The organism is Calidifontimicrobium sp. SYSU G02091 (assembly GCF_022631395.1).
In the GTDB taxonomy this organism is placed as follows: domain Bacteria; phylum Pseudomonadota; class Gammaproteobacteria; order Burkholderiales; family Burkholderiaceae_C; genus Calidifontimicrobium; species Calidifontimicrobium sediminis.
Genome location: NZ_JALBGB010000020.1, coordinates 16,894 through 28,150, shown reverse-complemented (window position 1 = coordinate 28,150; position 11,257 = coordinate 16,894). Strand labels below are relative to the sequence as shown.

Genomic DNA, 11,257 nt, shown 5'->3' with positions numbered 1-11,257 from the left:
TCAGCCGAGGAACTGCGCCAGGCGCCGCGCCAGCGCGAGCGGCTGGTCGTGGTGCAGCATGTGGCCGCAAGGCGACAGGCGGTGGCGCTCGAGCGTCGGCACCACGGCGAGCCGCGCCTCGAACTCGTCGCGCGGGTAGCGGTGGCCCCACCACGCCGTCGTGTCGGTGAGGTCGCCGTCGACCCACAGCACCGGCGCCTCGATGCGCCGCCACACCTCGAGCACCTCGTCGACGCGGTACAGGATCGGGTTGATGCGCTTGTGCGCCGGGTCGGCGCGCAGGTGCCAGCGGCCGTCGGTGCGCCGCTCGGCCCAGTGCGGCGCGAGCCACGCCGCTTTGTCGGGCGTGAGCCGCGGGTTGTTCTTCAGCAGCCGCGCCGCGACCGCGGCGAGGTCGTCGTAGCTGCGCAGCTCGACGGGCGTCTTCAGCTCGTCGAGCCACTTCGCGTAGCGGCCCGGCGCCTGCGCCGGCGTCGTCGCCGGCATCCCGAAGCCCTCGAGGTTGACGAGGCGGCGCACGCGCTGCGGCCGCACCCCCGCGTACAGCATCGCGACGTTGCCGCCCATGCTGTGGCCGACGAGGTCGACTGCGCGCGCGGGCGCCAGCGCGTCGAGCAGCGCGTCGAGGTCGCCGAGGTAGTCGGGGAACCAGTAGCTGTCGACGGGCGGCGACACGGTGCCGCCGTAGCCGCGCCAGTCGGGCGCGATCACGTGGCGCTCGACGCCCTCGACTTCGTGCAGCGCATCGACGACGAACTGGAACGACGCGCCGACGTCCATCCACCCGTGCACCAGCACCAGCGGCGGCCGCACGGGGTCGGGCTCGCCCCACACGGTGACGTGGTAGTCGAGCCCGCGCACCGGCACGCGGCGCGAGACGCCGTGGCGGCGCGGCGTGTAGACGGCAGGCGGGGACGACGCGAACGACGATGCGGCAGTCATGGCCGCACTGTAGGCCAGCGCGGTACGCGGCGCTGCCGCCGCGGCGACAGCGCCGGCGCGCGTCAGACGAGCAGCTGCGCCATCACTTCCTGCTGCACGCGCACCGGCAGGTGACGCGCCGGCAGCACCGACTTCACGGCGTAGGCCGGGAACGACGTGTCGCGACGGATCGGCTCGGGGCAGGGCTCGCCCTTGGCCGTCGTCATCACCGCGACGACGGGGTTGTTCACCGCCGGCCCGCGCTTGACGACCATGCCGATCTCGCCCGAGGCCAGCATCACGAAGCAGCCCGGCGGGTACAGGCCGAACTCCTTGACCATCGCCGCGACCATCGGGTGACCCGGCTCGCTCATGAACATCTCGCGGCCCGCGCGGTCGGCGCTGATCGCCTCGCGGCCGGCGCGCGGGCTGAGCTTGGCGGTGTAGACGTCGGCGCGGCGGATCAGCTGCGCGAGGTCACCGATCTCGGTCAGGCCCTGCGGGTAGCCGGCGCCGTCGGGCGTCTCGTGGTGCTGCAGCACGGCGTCGAGCCACTCGCGGTCGGTGATGCCCGACTGGCGCAGCATCTCGACGCTGCGCAGCGGGTGCGACAGGATCTGCTCGCGCTGGCTGCGCGTCGGCGGCGTGCCCTGGAACGCCAGCGTGCCCTGCAGCTCGAGCATCGAGACGTTCATCGTCAGCGCGGCCTTGAACACACGCTGCGTGCTGTCGGCGTCCCAGCCCAGCCGCTGGGCGACGAGGCGGCAGACGATCGCGGTGTGCATCGAGTGGTTGACGCCGTACTGCACGAGCGGGTTGGCGTCGGCGCGCAGCACCTGGAACAGCGCGAGGTCGGGGTCGCGCTCGACGAGCGCGGCCACCGGCGCGCTGGCGTCGTCGAGCGCCTCGCGGAAGTGCGCGTGCCCGCAGCGGCGCAGCACGTCGTCGACGCGGTCGAAACATTCCTCCCACAGGCGGGGCAGCTCCTCGCGCGGCGCGGTCGCGATGCGTTCGGCCGGCGTGTAGACCTCGTCGAGGTCGACGAGCGTGCCGCGCTCGAACAGCGAGTCGAGCTCGCGCTCGTCGCGCAGCACCTGCTCGCGCGCCAGCAGCAGCGTGCCATCGGCGTCGCGCACGTTGAACGGCAGCGGGGCGCCGACGGTGATGCGGTCGCGCAGCGCAGCCAGCGGGGCATAGGCCATGACAGTTCCCAACAGTCCTTCTTCGTTTGCGGTGCCGCGGCGTCGGGGCCGCGGCTGCCGGGGGTTTCGGCCAGCGGCGGCCGGACTTGAACGGCCAGCGGCGGCCGCGCGGCCCACCGCTACCATGCCGGGATGAACGCTGCTTTCCCGCTGCCGCCGGCACGGCTGCGTGCCGCCACGCCGGCCGACCTCGAGGCGATCGTCGCGCTGATCGCCGAGCTGGCCGCCTACGAACGCCTCGAGCACCTGCTGCAGGTCACGCCCGCGTCGCTGCACCCGCACCTGTTCGGCGAGCGCCCGGTGGCCGAATGCCTGGTCGCCGAAGTCGATGGCGCTGCCGGCGCGGCGGGCACGCCGATCGTCGGATTTGCGCTGTTCTTCACCAACTTTTCGACCTTTCTCGGCAAGCCCGGGCTGTACCTGGAAGACCTGTACGTGCAGCCGGCGCACCGCGGCCGCGGGCTGGGCCGCGCGCTGCTCGAGCGGCTCGGCGCGCTGGCCGTCGAGCGCGGCTGCGGCCGCTTCGAGTGGAGCGTGCTCGACTGGAACACGCCGGCGATCGGCTTCTACGAGTCGATGGGCGCCACCGTGCTGCCCGACTGGCGCATCTGCCGCGTCACCGGCGAGGCGCTGCAGCGGTTCGCGCGCCCAACGGCCGGTGCTGCAGCCGATCGGTGACAGCGCCGATGGGCGTGCCGGCGCCGCGGCCCTAAGCTCAGGGCCATGACGACCGCCGACGCCTGGGCCCACCTGCACGGCAGTTTCCACTGGCGCGTGCCGCGCACGTTCAATCTCGCTGCCGTCTGCGGGCGGCGGTGGGCACGCGCGACGCCGCACGCGGTGGCGATCCGCTGGGAGCGCGACGACGGTGCGGCCGGCGCGGTGACCTACGGCGAGCTGCAGCGCGACGCGAACCGCCTCGCGCACGCGCTGCGGCGGCTCGGCGTCGCGCGCGGCGACCGCGTCGCGATCGTGATGCCGCAGCGCGTCGAGACCGCGGTGGCGCACCTGGCGGTCTACCAGCTCGGCGCGGTCGCGATGCCGCTGTCGATGCTGTTCGGCCCCGATGCGCTCGAGTACCGCCTGCGCGACAGCGGCACCGCGGTGGCGATCGTCGACGAGACCGCGATCGCGAACCTGCTCGCGGCCCGGCCGCAGTGCCCGGGGCTGAAGAGCGTCGTCGCGGTCGGCGGGGCCGCGGGCAGCGGCGACGCCGATTACACGGCGCTGCTCGCGCGCGAGAGCGATGCGTTCGACGCCGTCGCCACGCGCGCCGACGACGCGGCGGTGCTGATCTACACCAGCGGCACGACGGGCCCGCCGAAGGGCGCGCTGATCCCGCACCGCGCGATGCTCGGCAATCTCAGCGGCTTCGTCTGCAGCCAGAACTGGTTCCCGCACACGTCCGACGGGAGCCCTTCGGTGTTCTGGTCGCCCGCCGACTGGGCCTGGACCGGCGGGCTGTGGGACGCGCTGCTGCCCACGCTGTACTTCGGGCGCGAGATCGTCGCGTTCCAGGGCCGCTTCGCGCCCGAGCGCGCATTCGAGCTGATGCAGCGCCACCGTGTGACGCACACCTTCCTGTTCCCGACCGCGCTCAAGGCGATGATGAAGGCGGTGCCCGACCCGCGCGGCACTTACCCCGGCCTCGCGCTCCAGGCCGTCATGAGCGCCGGCGAGGCGGTCGGCGACGCCGTGTTCGCCTACGGGCGCGACGCGCTCGGCGTGCCGGTCAACGAAATGTTCGGCCAGACCGAGATCAACTACGTCGTCGGCAACTGCGGGTGCTGGCGCAGCGCCGACGGCTGCTGGCACGCCGGCTGGCCGCAGCGCCCGGGCAGCATGGGCCGCGCCTATCCCGGCCACCGCGTCGCCGTGATCGACGACGAAGGGCGCGAGTGTGCGCCGGGCGTGCCCGGCGACGTCGCGGTGCACCGGCGCGACGTGCACGGCGACCCGGACCCCGTCTTCTTCCTCGGCTACTGGCGCAACGACAAGGCCACGCGCGCCAAGTTCACCGGCGACCCGGCCGACTCGTGGTGCCGCACCGGCGACACCGCCGTGATGGACGGGGAGGGGTACCTGTGGTACCAGGGCCGCAGCGACGACGTCTTCAAGGCCGCCGGCTACCGCATCGGCCCGAGCGAGGTCGAGAACTGCCTCGTCAAGCACCCGGCGGTCGCCAACGCCGCGGTCGTGCCCAAGCCCGACGCCGAGCGCGGGGCGGTCGTCAAGGCCTACGTCGTGCTCGCGCCGGGCTTCGCGGGCGACGCCGCGCTCGTCGAGCAGCTGCAGCGTCACGTGCGCGGCCAGCTCGCGCCGTACGAGTACCCGAAGGAGATCGAGTTCGTCGACGCGCTGCCGATGACGACGACCGGCAAGGTGCAGCGGCGCGTGCTGCGGCTGCAGGAAGAAGAGCGCGCCCGCACGGCCCGCTGCGCGGGCAACTGAGCGCCGAGCCCAGCGCGCCGCGCCGGTCGCGGCTACACTGCGCGCCTCGCCGCCAAGGCGACGACAGAACGGCGTGTTCCCCGTTTCCGGGGGTGCGCCCGTGGGTTCCCTCACCCCACCATCAAAAAGGAACGCGATGAAACCCTCCACGCCGCCGGGCGCGCGCGAACGCGACGCCGGCCCCGCCGCTGCTTCCACCTGCGCCGCCCCCGGCTGGTTCCGCGTGCCGACGCTGGCCGTCGCGCACCTGGCGATCATCGTCGCGAGCAACTACTTCGTGCAGTGGCCGCTCGAGCTGTTCGGCGTGCTGACGACGTGGGGCGCGTTCACGTTCCCGCTCGTGTTCGTCGCCACCGATCTCACGGTGCGCCTGCTCGGGCAGCGCCCGGCGCGTCGCGTCGTCGCGCGCGTGATGGGCCCGGCGCTGCTGGCGTCGTACGTCGTCTCGGTGCTGTTCCAGGAGGGGCGCTTCCAGGGCTTCGGTGCGCTCGCCGGGTTCGACACCTTCGTCGCGCGCATCGCGCTCGCGAGCCTGGTGGCCTACGTCGTCGGCCAGCTCGTCGACATCGCGGTGTTCGATCGCCTGCGTCGCCGCCCGCAGTGGTGGCTGGCACCGGCGGCCTCGACCGTCGTGGGCAGCGCGCTCGACACGGCGCTGTTCTTCGGCGTCGCGTTCCACCGCAGCAGCGACGCCTTCATGGCCGAGCACTGGGTGCAGATTGCCTTCGTCGACTACGCGACCAAGCTGGTGATCAGCCTGCTCGCGTTCCTGCCGCTGTACCGCGCGCTGCTCGAGGTGCTCGCGCGGCCGCTGCAGCCGGCGCCGCGCGCAGCCTGAGCTCGGTCGCGCGACGGGCCTGCCGGCGCACGCCGCGAGGCGTGCGTCGTCAGTGCAGCCGCACGGCCGCGTCGAAGAACCACGTGCGGCGGATCTCGACGACGTCGACCTCGCGCGCGAGCGTCGGCGGGAACGGCACGCGCGGCTGCAGCCCGTGCACGATGCGCCGGATCGCCTCGTCGACCTGCGGCACGCCGCTGGAGACGTGGAACGTCACCGATTCGACCGAGCCGTCGCTGCGCAGCGCCACGGCCACGACCGGCGCGCGCTGCAGCCGGCTCGCGATCTCGCGCACGGTGCTGTACGGGGTGTTGAGCTGCACGCGCAGTGCCCACGCCTGCGCGTACTGCAGCAGCTCGTCGTTGGGGTGCGTGTAGCCCCACAGCCGCACGCGCCGCACCAGGTTCGACGGCGGCGGCAGGGGCTGTGGCGCAGCCCGCGCGGCGGCCTCGCGCCGGGCCGCTTCGTCGCGCTCGGCCTGCTGTCGCGCTGCCTCGCGTCGCGCTGCGGCTTCCCGTTCGGCCTCGAGCCGGGCGGCTTGGTCGCGCTCGGCTTGCAGGCGCGCGGCTTCGGCACGCTCGGCCTCCAGGCGCTGCGCTTCGAGGCGAGCGGCTTCCCTGCGAGCCGCCTCCTCGCGCTCGGCCTGCTGCCGTGCGGCCTCGCGTCGCGCTGCGGCTTCCCGTTCGGCTTCGAGGCGGGCGGCTTGCTCGCGCTCGGCTTGCAGGCGCGCGGCTTCGGCGCGCTCGGCCTCCAGCCGTTGCGCTTCGAGGCGAGCGGCTTCCCTGCGAGCGGCCTCCTCGCGCTCGGCCTGCTGCCGTGCGGCCTCGCGTCGCGCTGCGGCTTCCCGTTCGGCTTCGAGGCGGGCGGCTTGGTCGCGCTCGGCTTGCAGGCGCGCGGCTTCGGCACGCTCGGCCTCCAGGCGCTGCGCTTCGAGGCGAGCGGCTTCCCTGCGAGCGGCCTCCTCGGGCTCGGCCTGCTGCCGTGCGGCCTCGCGTCGCGCTGCGGCTTCCCGTTCGGCTTCGAGGCGCTCGGCTTGCTCGCGCTCGGCTTGCAGGCGCGCGGCTTCGGCATGCTCGGCCTCCAGGCGCTGCGCTTCGAGGCGAGCGGCTTGCTCGCGCTCTGCTTGCTGCCGCACAGCGTCCTGGCGTGCCGCTTCGTCCCGCTCGGCCTGACGCCGTACCGCCTCGGCGCGCGCGGCCTCGGCCTCGAGCCGCCGTGCTTCGAGCCACTGCGCCTGCGCGAGCGCGGCCTGCGCGCGCCCCGTGTCGTCGGCATCGTCGGCCGGTGCCGATGCGACGCGTTCGGGGCTCGCGACCTCGGGCGCGACGGCGATCACCGGCGTCGCCGCGACTTCGGCCGGCGGGGAGGGCGCGGCTTCGGCCGCCGGCGTCGTGGCGGTTGCGGCGCCGTCGTCGGCGGCCGGCTCGGTGGGGGGCGGCAGCGACGCCACCGCGGGCGGGGGCGTCTCGGCCGCGGCCGGTGTCAGCGGTGCCGCGACCTGCGCCGCGGGCGACGCGAACCGGGGTGGTGGCGGTACCGGCTCGGCGCCACCACGAGGTGTCGCGGCCCGCGGCGGCGTCGACGAAGGGGGCGGATGCGCAGGCACGGCCGTCGCCGGCGGTCGCGCCGGCAGCAACGTGGCCGCGGCGGGTGCGGTCGGCGAGGGCGCCGCGGCCGCCGGTGGGGGCGTCAGCACCACGCGCAGCTCGGGCACGACCAGCCGCCGTTCCTGCCAAGGCCAGGCCAGTCGCGGCAGCCCGAGCACGTCGTCGCCGAACGTCAGGCTCAGCAGCAGGGCATGCGTCGCCAGCGACAGCGCGAGCGGCAGCGCCAGCCGCCGCGCGTCGGCGTCCAGCGCTGCGCTGCGCCGAGGCTGCGGCGGTGCGGCCTGCCGTGCCGGTGCCGGCGCGGCCGGTGCGGGGGCGCTCGTGATCGGCGGGCGGGGCATCGCCACCATTGTCTCCGGCGGGCCACGACGGCCCGGTGCCGCCCCCCGCGCGCACACCCCACCTGAGGGGCTGCAGGCCTCACGCCGCGGGCGGCGGTCAGAACACGGCGTGGTCGCCGAGGTCGACGCTGACCTCGCCGCGCAGCAGCGCCACGTAGTGATCGGCGAGCGTGCGCGTGCCGTGCGACGGCGTCGCCGATGCGTCGTAGCGGCCGCTGGCCGGGTCGAGTACGAGCATCGACTCGGTCGCGTAGTAGCGCCCGATGCGCGCGAACTCGGCCTTGTCGGCCAGCGGCGGCAGCACGCGCCCGAGCGCACCGAGCACCGCGACGATGGCGTCGAGCAGCGCGACCGGCACCCGCCTGAAGCGCGGCGGACGGCCAAGCAGCGCGAACAGCAGCTCGCCTTGCTGGCGCGGCGTGAGCGCCTCGCCCGGCCCGCCGATCGGCAGCACGCGGTTCCAGCGCTGCGCGTCGTCGAGGCAGCCGGCGAGGTAGTCGGCGAGGTCCTCGTCGGCGATCGGCTTGCACGCTGTCAGCGTGCCGTCGCCGAATACGAGGAACGGCTTGCCGCGCCGCACGCGCTCGACCTGTCCCGACAGCGACTTGAAGTACGCGGTGGGCCGCACGATGGACCACGTGAGCCCCGAGCCCATCAACTCGCGCTCGAACGCGAGCTTGGCCTGCTGGAACGCGAGCCGCGGCCTTTGCACGCAGATCGCCGACAGCAGCACGAAGTGCGTCACGCCGGCGTCCTTCGCCGCGCGCAGTGCGTGCACGTGGGCGCGATGATCGATGGCCCACGCGTCGGCCGGTGCGCCGGTGCGCGAGGCCAGGCAAGAGACGACGGCGTCGAAGCGTTCGCCGCGCAAGCCGTCGCGCGCGAGCGAGGTCGGGTCGGTCACGTGGCCGACGCGCAGCTCGGCGCCGGTGAGCCCGCGCGGCACGTCGTCGGGTGCGCGCGTGCCGCCTGCGCCGGCGCGCGGGCGTACGAAGCACACCACCGCGTGGCCGCGCTGCACGAGCGCGCGCACCGTCGCGCGGCCGATCGTGCCGGTGGCGCCGAGCACGAAGACACGCTTGCGCGCGGGCACCCCGGCGGCGTCGGGTGCGGCCTGCGGTGCGGCGATCGTCATGGCAGCGGCGGCGAGGATAGCGCAGCCACCGCGCGCTGCCGCGGCCCTTGCGGCACACTTCGCCCCCGCGAAAGGAGACCCCGATGGAGCACACCACGCTCGGCACGAGCGGCCTGAAGGTCGGCAAGATCTGCCTCGGCACGATGACTTTCGGCGAGCGCCAGGTCGACGAGAAGAAGGCGTTCGCGATCCTCGACCGCGCGCTCGAGCGCGGCATCGACTTCCTCGACACCGCCGAGATGTACCCGGTGCCGCCGAGCGCCGAGCGCTTCGGCGACACCGAGCGCATCCTCGGGCGCTGGTTCGCGCAGCGCCCCGGCGCGCGCCACAAGGTCGTGCTCGCGACCAAGGTCTCGGGCTCGGCGCGCGCGTACCACTGGATCCGCGGCGGCCGCGCCGAGGTGCAGCCGCAGGACTTCATCGACGCCTGCGACGCGAGCCTCAAGCGCCTGGGCACCGACGTGATCGACCTGTACCAGATCCACTGGCCGGTGCGCCACGTGCCGATGTTCGGCGGGCTGTACTTCGACCCGGCGAAGGACCGGCCGGTGCTGTCGGTGCAGGCGCAGCTCGAGGCGCTCGACCGCCTCGTGCGCGCCGGCAAGGTGCGCGCGGTGGGCCTGAGCAACGAGACGCCGTGGGGCGTGATGGCCTTCCTGCGCGAGGCCGACAAGCACGGCCTGCCGCGCGTGGCCACGGTGCAGAACCCGTACTGCCTGGTCAACCGTGTCGTCGACAACGGCCTCGACGAGGTGCTGCACCGCGAGCAGGTGTCGCTGCTCGCGTATTCGCCGCTGGGCTTCGGCCTGCTGACCGGCAAGTACGACGCCAGGGGTCTCGACGACCCGGCCAACCCCGGGCGGCTCGCGATCTTCGACAGCATGAAGCAGCAGCGCTGGGGCCGCCCCGAGGCGCTGGCCGCCGCGAAGCGCTACAACGCGCTGGCGCGCGCGCACGGCCTGGCGCCCACCGCGATGGCGCTCGCGTTCTGCTATCGCAGCTGGCGCGTGGCGAGCACGATCATCGGCGTGACGAGCGTCGCGCAGCTCGACGAGTGCCTCGACGCGTGGGGCACCACGCTGCCGCCCGAGCTGCTCGCCGAGATCGACCGCATCCGCTGGGAGATCCGCGATCCCGGCCAGTGACGCGGGCGATGGCGAAGAAGGACCGACACGTCAGCGAGACGCCGGCCACGCAGGCGCTGCGCGCCGCCGGCGTCGCGTTCACCGAGCACCCGTACGACTACGTCGAGCACGGCGGCGCGGCCGAGTCGGCGCGCCAGCTCGGCGTGCCGCTGCACGAAGTCGTCAAGACGCTGGTGATGCAGGACGAGCGCGCACAGCCGCTCGTGGTGCTGATGCACGGCGACCGCGAGGTCAGCACGAAGAACCTCGCGCGCGCGATCGGCTGCAAGAGCGTCGAGCCGTGCAAGCCCGAGGTCGCGCAGCGCCACAGCGGCTACCTGGTGGGCGGCACGTCGCCGTTCGGGTTCCGGCGCGCCGGCGTGCCGGTCTACGTCGAGGCCAGCGTGCTCGCGCTGCCGCGCATCCTGATCAACGGCGGGCGGCGCGGCTACCTCGTCGGCATCGCGCCGCAGGTGCTCGTCGACCTGCTCGGCGCGCGCGCGGTGCACTGCGCGCTGTGACGGCGGCCGCCGCGCGGGCGGCGCGTACACTGCCGGTCCCCGCGTCGCGCTGCCCTGCCCCGGCATGGAACTGGTCTACCCGCTGCTCGCGCTCGTCGCCGCCTACCTGATCGGCTCGCTGTCGTTCGCCGTCATCGTCAGCCGCGCGATGGGGCTCGCCGACCCGCGCACCTACGGCTCGCACAACCCCGGCGCGACGAACGTGCTGCGCTCGGGCAGCCGCAAGGCGGCGCTGGCCACGCTCGCGCTCGACGCGCTCAAGGGCTACCTGCCGGTGCTCGCGGTGCTGGTGTGGGGCCCGCGCGTCGGGCTGGGCAACGACACGGCCGCTTGGGTCGGCGTGGCGGCCTTCGTCGGCCACGTGTGGCCGGTGTTCTTCCGCTTCCAGGGCGGCAAGGGCGTGGCCACCGCGGCCGGCGTGATCTTCGCGCTGAACCCGGTGCTCGGCGCCTTCACGCTCGCGAGCTTCGCGATCGTGCTGTACTTCTTCCGCTACGTGTCGCTGGCGTCGATCGTCGCCGCGCTGTTCGCGCCGTTCTACCAGCTGCTGATCTGGGGGCCGGACACGACGGTGGTCGCGATCGCGCTGATGAGCCTGCTGCTCGTGTGGCGGCACGAATCGAACATCCGCAAGCTGCTCGCCGGCACCGAGAGCAAGTTCGGTCAGAAGGCGGCCGCACCAGCGCCGCCGCCGCGCGGCCACGGCCACGGCCGCGGCCGCGGCCGCGCGCACGGCGGCCACGGCCACAAACACCACTGAGGAACGAGTCCATGATCCAACGCTTCGACGTCGGCGCGCGCATGTCCGAGATGGCGGTGCACAACGGCACCGTCTACCTCGCCGGCCAGGTCGCCGCCGACGACACGCTCGACATCACCGGCCAGACCAAGCAGGTGCTCGCCGCGATCGACGCGCTGCTCGCGCGCGCCGGCAGCGACAAGACCAAGATCCTGCGCGCGCAGATCTTCCTCGCCGACATCGCCGACTTCCCGGCGATGAACGCCGTGTGGGACCAGTGGGTCGTGCCCGGACACACGCCGCCGCGCGCCACGGTGCAGGCCGCGCTGGCCAAGCCGACGTGGAAGGTCGAGATCGTCGTGACGGCCGCGGTCTGAA

Annotated in this window: 11 protein-coding genes; 7 read left to right on the top strand and 4 right to left on the bottom strand. The window is 74.1% G+C overall.

The window, feature by feature from the left end; all coding sequences use genetic code 11:
* Entirely contained in the window at positions 1-942 is a 942-nt protein-coding gene (locus MOJ79_RS12730; protein WP_241924505.1) for an alpha/beta fold hydrolase, read from the bottom strand.
* Positions 943-1,004: 62 nt separating this feature from the next.
* Positions 1,005-2,123 carry an HD-GYP domain-containing protein gene (locus MOJ79_RS12725; RefSeq protein WP_241924504.1) on the bottom strand — a complete coding sequence of 373 codons (1,119 nt, stop codon included), beginning with the start codon at positions 2,121-2,123 and terminating at the stop codon, positions 1,005-1,007.
* 132 nt (positions 2,124-2,255) lie between these two features.
* Here MOJ79_RS12725 and MOJ79_RS12720 point away from each other — a divergent pair, with 132 nt between their 5' ends.
* From MOJ79_RS12720 to MOJ79_RS12710, 3 genes are all read left to right on the top strand, one after another.
* Positions 2,256-2,801 (top strand): GNAT family N-acetyltransferase, encoded by a 546-nt coding sequence (locus MOJ79_RS12720; protein WP_241924503.1) that lies wholly within the window; start codon positions 2,256-2,258, stop codon positions 2,799-2,801.
* Positions 2,802-2,846: 45 nt separating this feature from the next.
* A complete protein-coding gene (locus tag MOJ79_RS12715; RefSeq protein WP_241924502.1) occupies positions 2,847-4,574 on the top strand; it encodes an acyl-CoA synthetase in 1,728 nt (575 codons plus the stop codon).
* A 136-nt stretch (positions 4,575-4,710) separates the two neighbouring features.
* The gene (locus tag MOJ79_RS12710) at positions 4,711-5,412 is read left to right on the top strand and encodes a 7-cyano-7-deazaguanine/7-aminomethyl-7-deazaguanine transporter (RefSeq protein ID WP_241924501.1); all 702 of its coding nucleotides are present in this window, start codon (positions 4,711-4,713) and stop codon (positions 5,410-5,412) included.
* Positions 5,413-5,461: 49 nt separating this feature from the next.
* On the opposite strand, the gene MOJ79_RS12705 is transcribed toward MOJ79_RS12710, so the two are convergent.
* Positions 5,462-7,360: a hypothetical protein gene (locus MOJ79_RS12705; protein ID WP_241924500.1), complete on the bottom strand. Its 1,899-nt coding sequence runs from the start codon at positions 7,358-7,360 to the stop codon at positions 5,462-5,464.
* Positions 7,361-7,457: 97 nt separating this feature from the next.
* A complete protein-coding gene (locus MOJ79_RS12700; RefSeq protein WP_241924499.1) occupies positions 7,458-8,495 on the bottom strand; it encodes an NAD(P)H-binding protein in 1,038 nt (345 codons plus the stop codon).
* Between the two features lie 83 nt (positions 8,496-8,578).
* On the opposite strand from MOJ79_RS12700, the gene MOJ79_RS12695 reads away from it, so the two are divergent.
* The 4 genes from MOJ79_RS12695 to MOJ79_RS12680 all read left to right on the top strand — a co-directional run bounded on the left by MOJ79_RS12695 (position 8,579) and on the right by MOJ79_RS12680 (position 11,256).
* On the top strand, positions 8,579-9,640 hold the full coding sequence (locus MOJ79_RS12695) for an aldo/keto reductase (RefSeq protein WP_241924498.1): 1,062 nt from the start codon (positions 8,579-8,581) through the stop codon (positions 9,638-9,640).
* Between the two features lie 8 nt (positions 9,641-9,648).
* A complete protein-coding gene (locus tag MOJ79_RS12690) occupies positions 9,649-10,140 on the top strand; it encodes an aminoacyl-tRNA deacylase (RefSeq protein ID WP_241924497.1) in 492 nt (163 codons plus the stop codon).
* Positions 10,141-10,204: 64 nt separating this feature from the next.
* Positions 10,205-10,900 carry a glycerol-3-phosphate 1-O-acyltransferase PlsY gene (gene plsY / locus MOJ79_RS12685; protein WP_241924496.1) on the top strand — a complete coding sequence of 232 codons (696 nt, stop codon included), beginning with the start codon at positions 10,205-10,207 and terminating at the stop codon, positions 10,898-10,900.
* Positions 10,901-10,911: 11 nt separating this feature from the next.
* On the top strand, positions 10,912-11,256 hold the full coding sequence (locus MOJ79_RS12680) for a RidA family protein (RefSeq protein ID WP_241924495.1): 345 nt from the start codon (positions 10,912-10,914) through the stop codon (positions 11,254-11,256).
* The last annotated feature ends 1 nt before the right edge of the window (position 11,257 follow it).

Excerpts from the sequence above, each read along its gene's own strand:
- MOJ79_RS12730 (WP_241924505.1), bottom strand. The coding sequence starts at position 942 with ATGACTGCCGCATCGTCGTTCGCGTCGTCCCCGCCTGCCGTCTACACG.
- MOJ79_RS12725 (WP_241924504.1), bottom strand. The coding sequence starts at position 2,123 with ATGGCCTATGCCCCGCTGGCTGCGCTGCGCGACCGCATCACCGTCGGC.
- MOJ79_RS12720 (WP_241924503.1), top strand. The coding sequence starts at position 2,256 with ATGAACGCTGCTTTCCCGCTGCCGCCGGCACGGCTGCGTGCCGCCACG.
- MOJ79_RS12715 (WP_241924502.1), top strand. The coding sequence starts at position 2,847 with ATGACGACCGCCGACGCCTGGGCCCACCTGCACGGCAGTTTCCACTGG.
- MOJ79_RS12710 (WP_241924501.1), top strand. The coding sequence starts at position 4,711 with ATGAAACCCTCCACGCCGCCGGGCGCGCGCGAACGCGACGCCGGCCCC.
- MOJ79_RS12705 (WP_241924500.1), bottom strand. The coding sequence starts at position 7,360 with ATGCCCCGCCCGCCGATCACGAGCGCCCCCGCACCGGCCGCGCCGGCA.
- MOJ79_RS12700 (WP_241924499.1), bottom strand. The coding sequence starts at position 8,495 with ATGACGATCGCCGCACCGCAGGCCGCACCCGACGCCGCCGGGGTGCCC.
- MOJ79_RS12695 (WP_241924498.1), top strand. The coding sequence starts at position 8,579 with ATGGAGCACACCACGCTCGGCACGAGCGGCCTGAAGGTCGGCAAGATC.
- MOJ79_RS12690 (WP_241924497.1), top strand. The coding sequence starts at position 9,649 with ATGGCGAAGAAGGACCGACACGTCAGCGAGACGCCGGCCACGCAGGCG.
- plsY (WP_241924496.1), top strand. The coding sequence starts at position 10,205 with ATGGAACTGGTCTACCCGCTGCTCGCGCTCGTCGCCGCCTACCTGATC.
- MOJ79_RS12680 (WP_241924495.1), top strand. The coding sequence starts at position 10,912 with ATGATCCAACGCTTCGACGTCGGCGCGCGCATGTCCGAGATGGCGGTG.